General features: G+C 66.4%; 12 protein-coding genes. 9 read left to right on the top strand and 3 right to left on the bottom strand.

Going from position 1 to position 15,822, the window contains the following annotated elements; all coding sequences use genetic code 11:
• Nucleotides 1–79 precede the first annotated feature (79 nt).
• The gene (locus tag HVO_RS07975; RefSeq protein WP_013035233.1) at nucleotides 80–1,084 is read left to right on the top strand and encodes a restriction endonuclease; all 1,005 of its coding nucleotides are present in this window, start codon (nucleotides 80–82) and stop codon (nucleotides 1,082–1,084) included.
• Here the strand turns inward: HVO_RS07975 and HVO_RS07980 are convergent.
• Nucleotides 1,081–3,603 carry a DNA topoisomerase I gene (locus HVO_RS07980; protein WP_004044253.1) on the bottom strand — a complete coding sequence of 841 codons (2,523 nt, stop codon included), beginning with the start codon at nucleotides 3,601–3,603 and terminating at the stop codon, nucleotides 1,081–1,083. The genes HVO_RS07975 and HVO_RS07980 overlap by 4 nt on opposite strands.
• Nucleotides 3,604–3,899: 296 nt before the next feature.
• Between HVO_RS07980 and HVO_RS07985 the strand changes: the two genes are divergently transcribed.
• Nucleotides 3,900–4,595 (top strand): hypothetical protein, encoded by a 696-nt coding sequence (locus tag HVO_RS07985; protein ID WP_004044252.1) that lies wholly within the window; start codon nucleotides 3,900–3,902, stop codon nucleotides 4,593–4,595.
• A 65-nt stretch (nucleotides 4,596–4,660) separates the two neighbouring features.
• Here HVO_RS07985 and gatB read toward each other — a convergent pair whose 3' ends face one another.
• Nucleotides 4,661–6,151 carry an Asp-tRNA(Asn)/Glu-tRNA(Gln) amidotransferase subunit GatB gene (gatB, locus tag HVO_RS07990; RefSeq protein WP_004044251.1) on the bottom strand — a complete coding sequence of 497 codons (1,491 nt, stop codon included), beginning with the start codon at nucleotides 6,149–6,151 and terminating at the stop codon, nucleotides 4,661–4,663.
• A 169-nt stretch (nucleotides 6,152–6,320) separates the two neighbouring features.
• On the opposite strand from gatB, the gene HVO_RS07995 reads away from it, so the two are divergent.
• The 7 genes from HVO_RS07995 to HVO_RS08025 all read left to right on the top strand — a co-directional run bounded on the left by HVO_RS07995 (nucleotide 6,321) and on the right by HVO_RS08025 (nucleotide 14,916).
• Nucleotides 6,321–7,205: a DUF3100 domain-containing protein gene (locus HVO_RS07995; protein ID WP_004044250.1), complete on the top strand. Its 885-nt coding sequence runs from the start codon at nucleotides 6,321–6,323 to the stop codon at nucleotides 7,203–7,205.
• A gap of 1 nt (nucleotide 7,206) precedes the next feature.
• Nucleotides 7,207–7,671: a hypothetical protein gene (locus tag HVO_RS08000; RefSeq protein WP_004044249.1), complete on the top strand. Its 465-nt coding sequence runs from the start codon at nucleotides 7,207–7,209 to the stop codon at nucleotides 7,669–7,671.
• Nucleotides 7,672–7,717: 46 nt separating this feature from the next.
• Nucleotides 7,718–9,052: an amidohydrolase gene (locus HVO_RS08005; RefSeq protein WP_004044248.1), complete on the top strand. Its 1,335-nt coding sequence runs from the start codon at nucleotides 7,718–7,720 to the stop codon at nucleotides 9,050–9,052.
• A 105-nt stretch (nucleotides 9,053–9,157) separates the two neighbouring features.
• Entirely contained in the window at nucleotides 9,158–9,481 is a 324-nt protein-coding gene (locus tag HVO_RS08010) for a DUF7518 family protein (RefSeq protein ID WP_013035285.1), read from the top strand.
• An 83-nt stretch (nucleotides 9,482–9,564) separates the two neighbouring features.
• On the top strand, nucleotides 9,565–13,287 hold the full coding sequence (gene smc, locus HVO_RS08015) for a chromosome segregation protein SMC (protein ID WP_004044246.1): 3,723 nt from the start codon (nucleotides 9,565–9,567) through the stop codon (nucleotides 13,285–13,287).
• Complete coding sequence (locus tag HVO_RS08020) at nucleotides 13,280–14,407, top strand: segregation and condensation protein A (RefSeq protein WP_013035540.1); 1,128 nt, start codon at nucleotides 13,280–13,282, stop codon at nucleotides 14,405–14,407. The genes smc and HVO_RS08020 overlap by 8 nt, the downstream gene beginning before the upstream one ends.
• Nucleotides 14,408–14,439: 32 nt before the next feature.
• Nucleotides 14,440–14,916 (top strand): hypothetical protein, encoded by a 477-nt coding sequence (locus HVO_RS08025; protein WP_004044244.1) that lies wholly within the window; start codon nucleotides 14,440–14,442, stop codon nucleotides 14,914–14,916.
• Nucleotides 14,917–14,923: 7 nt separating this feature from the next.
• Here the strand turns inward: HVO_RS08025 and mtnP are convergent, their stop codons facing one another.
• Nucleotides 14,924–15,784 (bottom strand): S-methyl-5'-thioadenosine phosphorylase, encoded by an 861-nt coding sequence (mtnP, locus tag HVO_RS08030; protein WP_004044243.1) that lies wholly within the window; start codon nucleotides 15,782–15,784, stop codon nucleotides 14,924–14,926.
• Nucleotides 15,785–15,822: the final 38 nt, after the last annotated feature.

Genomic DNA, 15,822 nt, shown 5'->3' on the forward strand with positions numbered 1-15,822 from the left:
AAAAAGCGTGCGGATGGAACGGGTCACACGCATAGCCGGGAGTGAATTTTAACCCACCTGTCACCAAACCCGGTGTACGATGGACGCTGCCGCCGCGACCGAGTATGTAGAAAGTCGAGCGATGACGCTGTCCCCGGAGGAGTTCGAATTACTCTGCGAGTCGGTACTCTCCGAGTCACTCCCCTCGGCGCGGTTCTCGGTGACGGCGTTTCGACAGGACGGCGGTATCGACATCGACGGACGCATCAGAAATTCGCTTTTGGACGTTTCGCTGGGCGTTCAGGCGAAGCAGTACGGCTCAAGCAACACGGTCGGTTCGCCCGAAATACAGCGATTTCAGGGGGCGCTGGCCGACACGGGATGTGACACCGGGACGGTCATCACGGCGAGTTCGTTCACCACACCAGCCGTCGAAAGCGCCGAACGAGCTGGGATTCACTTGGTGAACGGTTCCGAACTGTTCGACTCGATGATCAACCTTCGCGTCGGCGTTCGCCGGCAGAGTACTCGGTTCGAACCCGACGAAGAGTTCTGGAGCCTGTTCGGAGAGCCCGGTGAGGCGGGCGTGATACCATCTAAGCGAGTCCCACTCGCCAACTCGTTCGAAACCCTCGACGCTGTTCTCTCGGCTATCGGCGACACCCGCGGCGAGAAAGACGATATCGTCGAGTCCGCGGGCGCGTCGCCCCGTCACGCGGACCTGTACGCGATTGCGGGCTGGGTTCTCGGGTTCGTTCACCAAGAGTGGCCGGACGAGGAATCCCACAGACAGCGCCGCTGGTCGCTCACCCGAAGCGGCGCTCGGTACGTCGCCTATCGAGCGGCGGGCCTCGACGACGAGGCCGAAATCCTCCTTCTCGACGGGATTCGAAACGCAGAGATAATCGAACGGCTCGTAAACTCGCTCTCTGAGTCGGGGTCACTCGGACACAGTGATCTCGTTGACTTCGTCGCATCTGAGTCGGAGCTATCGCGGAGTAGCGCGAAACGCCGGGGCAGTTCGGTCGGCATTTGGCTCGCCCGACTCCCCGAAGTCTCGGTCGAAAACGGACGCGAAAAACGATACGTTTGGAACGGGAGTTAATCCGCCGCCGTCTGCCACTTCCGAACCGTATCCGCACCAACGCCTTCGACTTTCGCCGCGATGTCGTCGGGTTCGGACGCCTTCAGCGTCTTCACGTCCTCGATGCCGGCGTCCTTCAGCTTCTCGGCGGTCTTCGCGCCGATGCCGTTGATGCTCTCTAACTCGGAACCGCCCTCGCCGTTCTGCTGGGCTTGGTACTCGCGGTAGTTGCAGATGGGACAGCCGAGTTCCCACGGCTCGCGGTCGCCCTCGTACGTAATCCGGAGTTCGGGCAGGTCGTGTTCCTCGCAGGACTCGTCCGTCACCTCGATGTCGCCGCGACGGGGTAGCGGCAGCGAGTAGTCGCAGTCGGGGTAGCGGGTACAGCCGACGAGCCGGGAGCCGGAGCGGAGGCGCTTGATGGCGAGTTCGCCGTCGTGTTCTTCGCCGCACTCGGGACACGTCCCGATGACGAGGTCGTCTTCCTCGTCGGCCTCCTCGGCCTTACAGAGCGGACAGCCGTGGACGAACGTCTTGCGCCCGGCGAGCATCTTGATGTGGTGGAGGTCGTGGTCCTCGCAGGACTCTTCCATGATGAGCGGCTTCCCCGTGGAAGGAAGCGGCAGCGTGTAAGTGCAGTCTGGGTAGGAGTCACAGCCGATGAAGTACGAGCCGCGACGGCTCTTTCTGACGACGAGGTCGCCGCCGCAGTCCGGGCAGGTGCCGACCGTCTTGTCGGCCTTCAGCGAGTCTTGGAGCTGCTTACCGAGTTCCTCGCGGGACTCCATCAGCCCCTCGAACACCTCTCCGAGCATCTCTTTGGACTCCTCGGTCACGTCTTCGAGGGTGGCTTCGCCGCGGGCGATAGCCAGCATATCGGATTCGAGTTGCGAGGTCATCTCCTCGCTGACGATGAGCTTCGCGAAGTCCTCGGAGGCCTCCACGACGGCCCGCGCGAGGCGGGTCGGTCGCGGCGGGTCGCTCTCGATGTAGCCGCGGTCGTAGAGCTTCTGAATCACGTCGTGGCGGGTCGCCTTCGTCCCGATGCCCATCTGTTCCATCGTTTCGATGAGCCGCGACTGGCCGTAGCGCCGCGGGGGCTGGGTCTGCTTGGCGTCGAGGTGCGTGTCGGACAGCACGAGCGACTCGCCTTCCTCGACGTCCGGCACGAACGACTCGCTGGAGTTGAAGTACGGGTACACGTCGTGGTAGCCGGCTTCGAGCAGGCGCTTGCCGTTTGCCTTCAGCGAGAGCCCCTCGACCTCGGCGACGACGCGGAGGTGCTCCCAGACGGCGTCCTCGGCGACGGTGGCGAAGAAGCGCCGGACGACGAGTTCGTACACGTCCCACTCGTCGTCTGAGAGGTCGGACGCCGAGGGGAGTTCGCCGGTCGGGTGAATCGGCGGGTGGTCGGTCGTCTCGTTGTCGCCCTCGGTCGGCTCGATTTCCTCCTGTTCGAGGAGGGATTCGGCGTCTTCCTTGAACCGGCGGTCGCCCTCGAACGCGCCGAGCAGTTCGCGCGGGTCGAGGTCGTCGGGGTACACCGTGTTGTCGGTCCGCGGGTAGGTGATGTAACCGGCCGTGTAGAGGTCCTCGGCGATGCTCATCGCCCGCTGGGCGGAGTAGCCGATAGAGCCGGCGGCCCGGATGAACTGCGTGGTGTTGAACGGGGCGGGCGGCGTGTCGGTCCGCGTGCGGCGGTTGACCGACGAGACCTCGGCGGCCTCGACGCCGAGGAGCGTCTGGTAGGCTTCCTCCGCGTCGTCTTCGTCCCAGATGCGCTCGGCTTCGGTGCCGTCGTCGTCGAGATAGAAGTACTGCGCCTCGAACGACTCGGCGTCGCCGTCGGCGTCTTTCGTCAGTTTGGAGAACAGCTCCCAGTAGTCTTCGGGGTCGAACGCGTCGATTTCGCGCTCGCGGTCGACGATGAGTTTCAGCGTCGGCCCCTGCACGCGGCCGACCGAGATGAAGTCGTTGCCGAGCTGGCGGGCCGAAAGCGAGAGGAAGCGCGTGAGCGCCGCCCCCCAGACGAGGTCGATAATCTGTCGGGCCTCGCCCGCGGCGGCGAGGTCGAAGTCGAGGTCGTCGGGGTTCTCGAACGCCTCCGTCACCTCGCGGTTCGTAATCGAGGAAAACCGAACGCGGTCGACGGGCACGTCCTCGTTGACGTCGCGGACGAGTTCGTACGCCTCCTTGCCGATGAGTTCGCCCTCGCGGTCGTAGTCGGTCGCAATGGTAACCTTTCCCGCGCGGCGGGCGAGGCGGCGGAGCGCGGCGACGATGTTCTCCTGCGTGGGGTGTTTCTCGACGGGCGCGCCGATGAGTTCGACCGGCTCCACGTCGCGCCAGTCGTTGTACTCCGGCGGGAAGTCCACGCCGACGACGTGGCCCGACAGCCCGATACAGCGCTTGCCGCCCCACTTGTAGACGTTCACGCCGTTCATTCGCTCCGCGGAGGCGGTCTCGCCGCTCAGGATGTCGGCGATGCGCCTCGCGGCGTTGTCCTTCTCCGTGATGATGAGTTCCGGACCCCTGCTCATTGAGCGGCGATATGTCGGGGGTTGTCCTAAACCTTTCGTGCCGAATTCGAAGCGTAGCGGCCTCAACGCGCGCGGATACGGGCGGGCGGGTGAGCGCCCTCGCGCGCGAAGGTGTGTGTCTGCCGACGCGTCCGCGACACGCCGCGTCTCCCGTCGGATTTCACCGACTCGCTCCGCCGACCCGACGCTAGGAGCGACGACGATACCCGAGACGACTGCGACACGGGAACCGATAACAGCCGCCCGCCGAACCTGACAGCAGAACGACTTTCTCCGACGGCTCGGAAGGGAGCGCCATGCGACAGCCCTCCACCGAACACCTCCGCCTCGGCCTCGCGGTCCTCCTGATATTCACGCCGCTTTGGGGGCCGGCGCTCGGGCTCACCGGCCCGACGTACACCTACGAGTCCGCCGAAATCGGGGTCGAGGATAACCGTCTCGTCGTGCCCGACCGCGACGCTCGCTCGGAGTTGTGGCACGGCATCGACGGGTTCGCCTGCTCGGTCGGGTCGTCGGTGACGCGCTACTGCGCGCTGGAGGCCGCGACCCTGAACGGGACGCTCGCGGTCGACCACCCGGACGTGCAATCGAGTTCTTCAGGGCATCTAGACGTCGAAGAACGGTACCTCGCCTACTACGACGGCCGGGTCTTCGAGCGCGAATCGACGTGGGAGGACGGCCGGTACGTCCTCTCGACGGCGCGCGTCCCGGCCGCGGCGGCGCTGGATGAGGTCGCTCGACCTCCCGACCGATACCCGACCGCGTGGACGGCTATCGAGAACGGGTCGGGGACCGCGGACCGCGAACTCTGGCCGACGGACGCGGGCGCGAGAGTGTTCGAAGTCGACGGCGACTACTACCTCGTCTACCGGACCGGCGTGGACCGCCCGCTTCCGTCGTCGCCGGCGGCGGAGGAGGCGCTGACGTGGTTCGCGGTCGTTCTCGGGTCGGCGATGCTGTTCGGCCGCGACGATGACGACGACTGGTCGTAGTCACGTTCTCCGGGGCTGACAGGAAACGGCCGTCGTCGCGGAGAAGCGAACCCGAAGTCGGTCGGTTATTCGTCCAGTCGCTCGCGGAGCAACTGGTTCACGGTGCCGGGGTCGGCGCTTCCCTGGGACTTCTGCATGACCTGCCCGACGAGGAAGTTCAGCGCGCCGCCCTCGCCGTTGTGGTAGTCCTCGACGGCGTCGGGGTTCTCGTCGATGGCTTCCTGGACGAAGCCGCCGATTTCGTCGTCGTCGGCCTTGCCCAGCCCCGCTTCGTTGACGATGGTGTCGGGGTCCTTGCCCTCGTCGAGCATCTCGCGGAGGACGATTTCCTCGGCGTTCTTCGTCGTCACCTCGTCGGCGGCGACGAGTTCGACGAGCCGCGTGAACTCGTCGAGGCGGTCCGACACGTCCGTGATGTGCATATCGCGGTAGTTGAGTTCGCCGAGGAGGTTGTCGGCGACCCACGTCGCGGCGAGGTCGGCGTCGAACTCGGCGGCCACGTCCTCGAAGAAGTCCGCGACCTCCTTGGTCGAGGTGAGCTTCGAGGCGGACTCCTCGTCGATGCCGTACTCGGTACGGAAGCGCTCGCGGCGGGCGTCGGGGAGCTCCGGAATCGGAATCTCCTCCTTCCAGTGGGCGACCTGGAGCGGCGGGAGGTCGGCCTCGCGGAAGTAGCGGTAGTCCTTTTCTTCTTCCTTCGAGCGCATCGAGACGGTGATGCCGCGGGACTCGTCCCAGTGGCGCGTCTCCTGTTCGACGGCGCGGCCGCGCTGGATGGCGTTCTTCTGGCGGGTGACCTCGTAGGCCAGCGCCTTCTCCGCCCCCTTGTGGCTGGAGATGTTCTTGACCTCGGTGCGGTTGGCCGCTTCGAGCGCGTCGTCGGAAATCGCGCCGTCGTCGTCGACCTCGTCGGCGGGGACGAGCGAGATGTTGGCGTCGATGCGGAGCGAGCCGTCGCGGGTGGCGTCGAACACGCCGAGGTATTCGAGCACCTCTTCGAGCTTGGCGAGGAACGCGCGGGTCTCCTGCGGGCTTCGGAAGTCGGGTTCGGTGACGATTTCGACCAGCGGCGTGCCGGCGCGGTTGTAGTTGACGAGCGTGTAGTCCGCCGTGTCGATGCTGCCGCCTTTGTGCTGGAGGCTCCCGGGGTCCTCTTCGAGGTGGGCGCGCGTGATGCCGATGTCGCGGCGGGTACCCTCGACGGACACTTCCAGCGTCCCGTCGGCGCAGATGGGCGCGTCGTACTGGGTTATCTGGAAGTTCTTGGGCAGGTCGGGGTAGTAGTAGTTCTTCCGGTGGAAGCGGGTGTCCTCGGCGATGTCGGCGTTCAGCGCCTTGCCGATTTTGACCGCCGACTCCACCGCCGCCTCGTTGAGCACCGGGAGCGCGCCCGGCAGTCCGAGACAGACGGGGCACACGCGGGTGTTCGGCTCCTCGTCCTCGGCAGGCTCGGTCGAACAGCTACAGAAAATCTTCGTGGCCGTCTCGAGCTGAACGTGGACCTCCAACCCGATGACGACCGCGAGTTCGCGCTGTTCGAGCGCTTGCGCAGTCATTGGCCGGGCTTCGACGGCGGTGGGCTAAAGACTAACGGGACTGGTCGCGGTGGACCCCGTTCGCGGGTCGGCGGCCCGACACCGAGCCCTGTGACACCCGACAGACAATCACTAACGAGGTTTTATATACTGGCGTTTCATCACCACGATTTACGGAACTCGTTCACATATGACAAACGATACCACCTCGGATAGATGGGCACCGATTCGGACCGCCGGCCGACTCTCGGCGCATCTCCGGACGCATCTGACGGTCCTTCTCATCGTCGTCGTCGCGGAACTCATCGGGACGATAACGTTCCCGCTCGGACCGGGCCAGGTCGTGCTCCTGCCGCTTCTGTACGCGGTCGTTCTCGGCCTCGCCCTCAGTTACAGCGTCCTCGGGTCGGTCATCGAACCGCTCCGGTCGGTCGTCGACGAGGACGTGAGCCGCATCGCCTCGCCGCTTCTCGTCGTCGCGCTGATGCCGCTCGGCGTGAAATACGGGACGCTCGTCGCGCCCTCGTTCTACGACCTCGTGGCGGCCGGGCCGGCGTTCGTCCTCCAGGAGTTCGGGAACCTCGGCACGATTCTCATCGCGCTCCCGCTCGCCCTGCTGTTGGGCCTCAAACGCGAGTCCATCGGCGCGGCGGTCAGCATCGCCCGCGAACCGACCCTCGGCGTCATCACCGACAAGTACGGCATCGAGTCGCCCGAGGGCCGCGGCGTCCTCGGGACCTACATGACCGGCACGGTCCTCGGAACCGTCTTCTTCGGCCTGCTCGGCGGCTTCGCGCCCGCGACGGGGCTGCACCCGCTCGCGCTCTCGATGGCCTGTGGCATGGGGTCGGCGAGCATGATGACCGCCTGTTCCACGTCGCTGGCGACCGCCGTCGGCGGTGCGGGCGTCGCCGAGGACCAGATTCTGAGCTTCGCCGCGACGAGCAACCTCCTGACCGGCATCACGGGGCTCTACATGGTCATCCTCGTCGGCCTCCCGGTCATCACGCGTCTGTACGCGGTCCTCGCGCCCGTGTTCGGCCGCGACACCGCCGCGGCCGACGGAGGTGAGTGAGATGTCGATGTCGACCCCGGAGTTCTCCGTCGAGTCGCTGAAGATGCTGCTCGTGGTGGCGTTCCTGACGCTGACGGCCAACTTCATCGCCACCGGCACGGGCTTCGTCGCCGCGCTCCCCGGCACGGCGCTCATCGTCGTCCTCGGCCTCGTCGCCCTGCTCATGGGGCGGCTGATTCCGCTGGACCTGCCGGCGTTCGCCTACGCGATGGTGCTCGCGTTCGCGCTCGCACTGCCGTTTTCGCCGGTGCAAGCGCCGTTTCTCGCCGCGGTCGGAGAAATCGATTTCCTCGCCACGACGACGCCGATTCTCGCCTACGCGGGCCTCTCTATCGGCCTCCAGACCGGGAAGATGAAGGAGGTCAGCTGGAAGCTCGTCCTCGTGGCCGTGTTCGTCTTCTTCGGCACGTTCTTCGGCTCGGCGCTCATCTCGCAGGCCGTGCTGTCCGCACAGGGGATTATCTGATGTCGCGCCTCACGACCGCCCGCCGTCCGCGCCGGGGTGAGACGCGATGACCGACGACCGCGTCGCGGCCCTCAAAGCCCGCGTCTGCGACGCTATTGACGACCGCGCGGACGAGATTATCGACTTCGCGAAGGACGTGCAGGCCGAACCGGAACTCGGCTACAAGGAGGTGAAGACGACCGAGAAGGTCGTCTCGCTGTTCGAAGACCTCGACCTCGACGTGGAGACGGAGCTGGCGATTACCGGCGCTCGCGCCCGCGCGGGGTCGGGCGACTTCGTCGCGGCCGTCCTCGGCGAACTCGACGCGCTCGTCAACCCGGACCACCCGATGGCGGACCCCGAGACCGGCGCGGTCCACGCCTGCGGCCACAACGCCCAACTCGCAAACCTCGTGGGGACCGCCTTTGGCCTCGTCGGAAGCGGCGTCGTGGACGACCTCGACGGCGCGGTCGAGTTCGTCGCCGTGCCGGCCGAGGAGTACCTCGACCTCGACTACCGGCGCGGCCTGCTCGACGCCGGCGATATCGAGTTCTTCGGCGGCAAACAGGAGCTCATCCGCCGCGGCTACGTCGACGACTGGGACGCCGCCGCGATGATGCACGCCGGCAGCGACACGCCCGAGCGGACGATTACGAGCGACTTCTCGACCAACGGCTTCGTCGGTAAGTTCGTCACCTACCGCGGGACCGAGGCGCACGCCGGCGCGGCCCCCGAGGAGGGCGTCAACGCGCTCAACGCCGCGATGCTCGGGATGAACGCGGTCCACGCCCAGCGCGAGCGCTTCCGCGACGAGGACCACGTCCGCGTCCACCCCATCATCACCCGCGGCGGCGACGGCGTCAACGTCGTCCCCGCCGAGGTGACGATGGAGTCGTACGTCCGCGCGGCCTCGGTCGAAGCGGTCGCGGACGCCAACGAGTCGGTCAATCGGGCGCTCGCCTCGGGCGCGATGGGCGTCGGCGGCGACGTGGAAATCGAGGACTACCCAGGCTACATGCCGCTTCGGACCGACGAGACGATAGTCGCGTTCTACGACGAGAACGCCCGCGACATCGTCGGTCCCGACGCGGTCACGCCGGGGACGCCGCACCTCTCGGGGTCGACCGACATGGGCGACATCACGCAACTCGTCCCCGGCATCCACCCGTGGACCGGCGGCTTCGAGGGCGCGGTCCACGCCCGCGACTTCCGCGTCGTCGACGAGGAGATGGCCTACGTCATCCCCGCGAAGCTCACCGCCTGCACGCTGGTCGACCTGCTCACCAGCCCCGAGGCGATGGCGGCGGTCCGCGAAGCGAAAGCCGAAAAGCGCAGTCGCGAAGAGTACCTCGACGCGGTCCGGTCGCTCCGGGCGACGACGACCGAGTCGTACCGGGACTGAGATGTCAGCGATGGGGGTTCCGCCCCGGAACTCTCCTCACACGTATCACATTTTCGGTGATTGTCTGACGCACATTTATGTCTCACGCGCGGGGCTATGTTACCCATGAGTAACCGGGTGGAGGAACTCGAATCCAAAGTCGCAGAACTTCAGGCCGCCGTCAACGGGCTCACCGAGGAGCTCGTCGAGACCAAAGAACGGCTCCGCCAGCTCGAAGACGCCAACGACGTGCAGGTCCCCTCGCGGGCCGCGACCCGTCGCGGCGACTGGGAGACCGAAGACCAGGCCGACGCGGAGGCCGCCGCCGCGGAGCCCGCCGACGCCGACGAGACCTCGCCGGCCGACGCCGACGAGACTAAACCGGACGAGGCCGACGAGACTGACGAAGGCGACGGCGAGGCGCCCGACGACGATATCATCGTCGCGTAATCGGGCGCGCCGTCCGAGCGAGCGCGCCCCGTGTTCATGCGGCGCGTTCCACCTGCGGGCGTCGCCCGCGTGAACACCAACCCATGCACATCAAAGAGCTCGTCCTTGACGGTTTCAAGAGCTTCGGGCGGCCGACTCGCATCCCGTTCTACGAGGATTTCACGGTCGTTACGGGCCCGAACGGTTCCGGCAAATCGAACATCATCGACGGCGTCCTCTTCGCGCTCGGCCTCGCCCGCACCCGCGGGATTCGCGCCGAGAAGCTGACGGACCTCATCTACAACCCCGGCCACGCCGACGGCAGCGACGAGGCCCCCGACAAGCCCAAGGAGGCCAGCGTCACGGTCGTCCTCGACAACTCCGAGGGGACGCTCGACCGCTCGCAGGTCGTCAACGCCGCCGGCACCGACAAAGTCGGCGGCGTCGAGGAGATAACTATCAAGCGCCGCGTCAAGGAGACGCCGGACAACTACTACTCGTACTACTACCTCAACGAGCGCTCGGTCAACCTCTCGGACATCAAGGACCTGCTCGCGCAGGCGGGCATCACTCCCGAGGGTTACAACGTCGTCATGCAGGGCGACGTGACCGAGATAATCAACATGACGCCCTACCAGCGGCGGGGCATCATCGACGAAATCGCGGGCGTCGCCGAGTTCGACGAGAAGAAAGACGCCGCCTTCGAGGAGTTGGAGGCGGTCGAAGAGCGCGTCGACGAGGCGGACCTCCGCATCGAGGAAAAGGAGGCGCGCCTCGACCAACTCGCCGACGAGCGCGAGACCGCCCTCACCTACAAGGGACTCCGCGAAGAGAAAGAGGAGTACGAGGGCTACCTGAAGGCGGCGGAGCTCGAAGACAAGCGCGACGACCTCTCGCGGACCGAATCGCGCATCGAGTCCACCGAGGCAGACCTCGAAGACCTGCAGGCCGAACTCGACGAGCGACAGGGCAAGGTCACCCGTCTCGAAGCGGACCTCGAAGACCTCACCCGCGAGATAGAGCGCAAGGGCGAGGACGAACAGCTCCGCATCAAGTCGGAGATGGAGGAGATAAAGGGCGACATCTCCCGGCTCGAAAACGCCATCGACGCCGCCGAGGAAAAGCGCGACGACGCCGAGGCCGAGCGCCGAAAGGCGTTCGTCGACATCGACCGCAAGCAAGAACAGATCGACGACCTCGAAGACGACATCCGCGAGGTCAAAGTCGAGAAGGCGTCGGTCAAAAGCGACATCCAGTCCAAGCGGGTCGAACTCTCCGAGGTGCAGGCCGAAATCGACTCGGTGGACACCGAGTTCGACGAGCTGAAGTCCGAACTCGCGGAGCGAAAGGAGACGCTCGACGAGCTCAAAGACGAGAAGAACGACCGCCAGCGCGCCAAGGACCGCCTGCTCGACGACGCGCGCCGCCGCTCGAACCAGATTTCGGAGACCCGGGACGAACTCGAACGCGCCCGCGAGCGCATCCCCGAACTGAAGGCGACCGTCTCCGACCTGCACAGCGAACTAGACACCGCCGAGAAGAACGAGGCGAAGATAGACGGCGTCATCGAGGACTTGCAGGCCGAGAAGGCCGACCTGAACGACGAACTTTCCGAGGTCACGGACGAACTCCAGACCAAGCAGTCCGAGTACGCCCGCCTCGAAGCCCGCGCTGGGAAGGACGGTGACAACTCGTGGCCCCGCGCCGTCACGACCATCCTCAACGCCGGTATCTCCGGCGTCCACGGCGCGGTCGGCCAACTCGGCTCGGTCGACGGCGAGTACGCGAAGGCCTGTGAGACGGCCGCCGGCGGCCGCCTCGCCAACGTCGTCGTCGACGACGACGGCGTGGGGTCGTCCTGTATCGGCCACCTGAAGTCCCGTAAAGCGGGCCGCGCGACGTTCCTGCCCATCACGAAGATGGACAACCGGAGCCTGCCGCGCGAGCCCGACAACCCCGGCGTCGTGGACTTCGCGCGCAACCTCGTCGACTACGATTCGCAGTACGAGTCGATTTTCTCGTACGTCCTCGGGTCGACGCTCGTCGTCGAGGACATGGAGACCGCCCGCGACCTGATGGGTGACTACCGAATGGTCACCCTCGACGGCGACCTCGTGGAGCGCTCCGGCGCGATGACCGGCGGCTCCGGCGGCGGCTCTCGCTACTCGTTTTCGAAGTCCGGCGAGGGCAAACTCGACCGCCTCGCGAAAGAGATTACGAAGCTCGAAGACCGCCGCCGCTCGCTCAACGAGGAGATTCGCGACATCGACGACGACCTCGACGACGCCCGCGGGCGGGCTTCCGACGCCGCCGACCGCGTTCGGACCATCGAGCGCGAAATCGAGGACGCCGAGGAGGATATCGAGGAGGCCGAAGCCGAAATCGACCGGCTCGAAGACCGCCTCGACGAACTCCAGTCCGAACGCGAGTCGGTGGACGAACAGATGTCCGACCTCGACGACGAAATCGCCGACCTCGACGACGAAATCGAGACGGTCGAGGCCGAAATCGAGGACATCGAAGCCGAACTCGCGGACTCCGAGATTCCGGAACTCACCGCCCGCGCCGACGATATTCGCGCGGACATCGACGACCTCGAAGACCGGATGTCCACGCTCGACGGCCGGCTCAACGAGATTCAACTCGAAAAGCAGTACGCCGAGGACGCGGTCGACGACCTCCACGACACGATCGAGGCCGCCCAAAACCGCAAGGCCGAGGCTCGGGAGTCCATCTCCGAGGCGGAGTCGACAATCGAGGAGCGCGAGGACGACCTCGAAGCCAAGCGCGAGGCGGTCGCCGAACTCGAGGAGGAACTGGTCGACCTCAAGGAGGACCGCACGGAGCTCCAAGACGACCTCCGCGAAGCTCGGAGCGCCCGCGACGAGAAGAAAGACCGGGTGAATGCGGTCGAATCCAAGCTCGAAAGCATGCGCTCGGCCGCCGAACGGCTCGAATGGGAAATCGACGAACTCCAGTCGCAGGTCGGAGACTACGACCCCGACGAGATTCCCGACCACGACACGGTCGAGTCGGAAATCGAGCGACTCACCGAGGAGATGGAGGAACTCGAACCGGTCAACATGCTCGCTATCGACGAGTACGACGACGTGAAAGCCGACCTCGAAGCCCTCCAAGAACGCCGCGACGTGCTGGTCGAAGAGCGGGACGCCATCGCCGACCGCATCGACCAGTACGAGTCCCAGAAGAAGGCGACGTTCATGGAGTCGTTCGACGCCATCGCCGAGAACTTCACGGACATCTTCGAGCGCCTGTCGAACGGGACGGGGCACCTCCAGTTAGAGAACCCCGACGACCCCTTCGAGGAGGGCCTGACGATGAAGGCCCAGCCGGGCGACAAGCCAATCCAGCGCCTCGACGCCATGTCCGGCGGCGAGAAGTCGCTGACGGCGCTCGCGTTTATCTTCGCCATCCAGCGGCACAACCCCGCGCCGTTCTACGCGCTCGACGAGGTGGACGCCTTCCTCGACGCCGCGAACGCCGAGCGCGTCGGCCAGATGGTCGACGACCTCGCGGGCGACGCCCAGTTCGTCGTCGTCTCGCACCGCTCTGCGCTCCTCGAACGCGCCGAGCGCGCTATCGGCGTGACGATGCAGGGCGACAACGTCAGCGCGGTCACGGGTATCCAGTTCGGCGGCGACGGCGAGGCTGGAAGCGACGGCGGTGACGGCCGCGACGCGGACGGTCCGGGCGGAGACGACGGCGGAAGCGGCGACGGCAGCGACGACGACGGTGACGACGCGGACGGTGGTGACGGCGGCGAGGCCGACGCGGACGTGGAAGCGGAGGTTCCGGCGGATGACTGACGACATCCCCGAACTGAACCTCTCTCGCGGGCGCGGCGAGCGAGACGGAAGCGACGGCGACGACGATGACGACGGGGTCTTCTCGTTCGCCGGCGACGACGCCGCGCCCGACTCCGAGGCAGACGCCGCCCCCGCCGAACCCGACGCGATGGACGAGGTCCTCCCGGAGGACGTCTCCGAGTCGGACGACGACGAGGTCGAACCGGTCGAACTCCTCGTCCAACTCGCCAAGGAGGGAACCATCGACCCGTGGGACATCGACATCGTGGAGGTCACGGACGCGTTCCTGAACCGCCTCGACGCGATGGACCTCCGGACGACCGGCCGGGCGCTGTTCTACGCGAGCGTCCTCCTGCGCATGAAGTCGGACGAACTCCTCGCCCCGGACGAACCCGACGAGGAGGAACTCGAACCGTGGGAACTCGCCTTGGAGAGCGGCGGCGACGAGGGCCACCCCGGCGACGACGGCGAGGGGCCTCCCGGGTTCGACCCAATCGACGCGCTGGAAGACGAGATGGACCGTCGGCTCGAACGCAAGCACGCCCGCGGGTCGCCCGAAACGCTGGACGAACTCGTGCGCGAACTCCGGGAGGTCGAACGCGGGTCGTGGTGGAAGCGCCGCCGAGAGTACGACACCTCCGAGTCGCCCCGCGGCTTCTCCCGCGGGACGCAGACGCTCGACTACCACACGCCCGGCGAGATGCGCGGCGCGGGCGAACCCACCGAAGACGACGTGACCGGGACCGCCCACAACGAGGACATCGAGGCGGTCGTCGAAGCCGTCGGCGACGTGCTCGCCACCCACTACGAGAAGGGCCGCGACGAGGTGCTGTTCGCCGAGATACGCGACGTGGCCGACACCGTGATGACGACCTATCTCGCGCTCCTGTTTCTGTCCCACCGGAGCACGGTCTACCTCAAGCAGGACGACCTGTTCGGCGACCTCTGGATTCGGAACCCCGAGGTGTTCGACGCCGACCCCGGCGCGGGGTCGGACGCGGATGCAGACGCTGAGGTTGCCGACGATGCGGACGCCGAGGTGGCTGACGGCGGTGACGACGCCGACGACGCCGACAGCGACGACCCCGAACTCGAAGCCGAGGCCATCGCGGACGACTAGCTATTTTATCGGGCCCGCCGTCACTCTCGGACGTGCCCCATCCGACCCTGCTCTCCAGCACGCTCCGACGACTGACGGTCGCGGTCTCGCTCGTCACGTCGACGCTGTTCGCGGCGCTCGCGGCGGCTATTTTGTTCCCCCAGTCGGCCATTTGGACGTGGGCGCTCCTGTTTTTCGTCCCCATCTTCTGGCTGCACTGCTACTTTCCCGGCTACGTCTCGTACAGTCCGACCGCGTTCGGTCGCGTCCGCGAGGTGGTCACGTCGCCGCGGGCGGTCCGCGAGTGCGTCGTCTGCGGCGAGGCCGACGACCGGGGCGTCGCCCGGGCGTTCAGCACGCAGTTCGTCGTCGCGGGCATCCCGCTTTCGACGACCGACCGCGGGGAAAACGAGTACTGCACGCGCTGTCACGGGGTCGAGTTCTCACCGACCGATGAAGCGGCGCGTGGCGAACGCGAGGCCGGGGAGTCGGAAGGCGACTCGGGCAAATCCGCAGAACTGAACGACTGAGACCGGCTCAGTCGACGTATTCGTCGATGAGTGGCGCGAGCTTTGCTTTCGTCTCGGCGGGGATGGCCTCGTCGGGCGTGTTGATGGTCCCTTCGAGCGCGGAGTGACTGTCGGTCTCGTGGCCGTCGGGAATCTTGTGGATGGCGGCCTCGACGGTCTCCTTGATGGCCTCCTCGTTGGCGGCGGCGTTCTTCAGCACCTCGTCGAGGGTGACTTCGCTGTCGTCCTTCCAGACGTCGTAGTCGGTGACGCCGGTGATGGTCGCGTAGGCCATCTCGGCCTCGCGGGCGAGTTTGGCCTCGGGGATGGTCGTCATGCCGATGACGTCCCAGCCCTGCGCGCGGTAGTGTTCGCTTTCGGCCTTCGTGGAGTACGACGGCCCCTCGATGCAGACGTAGGTGCCGCCCTCCTGGACCTGGGCGTCGGTCGCCTCCTCGGCGGCCTCGGCGAGGATGGAGACGAGTTCCTCGTCGTACGGCATCGCGAAGGGCTGGTGGACGACGATGCCCTCGTCGAAGAACGTCAAGGGGCGGTGTTTCGTGCGGTCGTAAATCTGGTCGGGGACGACGAGCGTCTGCGGCGGCAGGTCCTCTTTGAGGCTGCCGACGGCGTTGCTGGCGAGGACGTGGGTGACGCCGAGCTGCTTCAGCGCGAAGATGTTCGCGCGGTAGGGGAGCGTCGTCGGCGAGTGCTGGTGGTCCGGGCCGTGTCGCGGGAGGAAGACGACCTCGCGGCCGGTGTCACCGAACTCGCCGACGACGGGCGTCGTCGAGGGTTCGCCGAACGGCGTCTCGACGGGTTCCTCGCGGGTGTTCTCCAGCGGGAGCGCCTCGTAGATACCGCTGCCACCGATGAATCCGATTTTCATACTCGAAGGTCGGGGAGGGCGCACAAAATCGTGGCGAA

The sequence above is a fragment of the Haloferax volcanii DS2 genome (assembly GCF_000025685.1).
Taxonomy (GTDB): domain Archaea; phylum Halobacteriota; class Halobacteria; order Halobacteriales; family Haloferacaceae; genus Haloferax; species Haloferax volcanii.

Bases quoted from the DNA above. Each gene is read 5' to 3' on its own strand.
- HVO_RS07975 (WP_013035233.1), top strand. From the start codon at position 80: ATGGACGCTGCCGCCGCGACCGAGTATGTAGAAAGTCGAGCGATGACG.
- HVO_RS07980 (WP_004044253.1), bottom strand. From the start codon at position 3,603: ATGAGCAGGGGTCCGGAACTCATCATCACGGAGAAGGACAACGCCGCG.
- HVO_RS07985 (WP_004044252.1), top strand. From the start codon at position 3,900: ATGCGACAGCCCTCCACCGAACACCTCCGCCTCGGCCTCGCGGTCCTC.
- gatB (WP_004044251.1), bottom strand. From the start codon at position 6,151: ATGACTGCGCAAGCGCTCGAACAGCGCGAACTCGCGGTCGTCATCGGG.
- HVO_RS07995 (WP_004044250.1), top strand. From the start codon at position 6,321: ATGACAAACGATACCACCTCGGATAGATGGGCACCGATTCGGACCGCC.
- HVO_RS08000 (WP_004044249.1), top strand. From the start codon at position 7,207: ATGTCGATGTCGACCCCGGAGTTCTCCGTCGAGTCGCTGAAGATGCTG.
- HVO_RS08005 (WP_004044248.1), top strand. From the start codon at position 7,718: ATGACCGACGACCGCGTCGCGGCCCTCAAAGCCCGCGTCTGCGACGCT.
- HVO_RS08010 (WP_013035285.1), top strand. From the start codon at position 9,158: ATGAGTAACCGGGTGGAGGAACTCGAATCCAAAGTCGCAGAACTTCAG.
- smc (WP_004044246.1), top strand. From the start codon at position 9,565: ATGCACATCAAAGAGCTCGTCCTTGACGGTTTCAAGAGCTTCGGGCGG.
- HVO_RS08020 (WP_013035540.1), top strand. From the start codon at position 13,280: ATGACTGACGACATCCCCGAACTGAACCTCTCTCGCGGGCGCGGCGAG.
- mtnP (WP_004044243.1), bottom strand. From the start codon at position 15,784: ATGAAAATCGGATTCATCGGTGGCAGCGGTATCTACGAGGCGCTCCCG.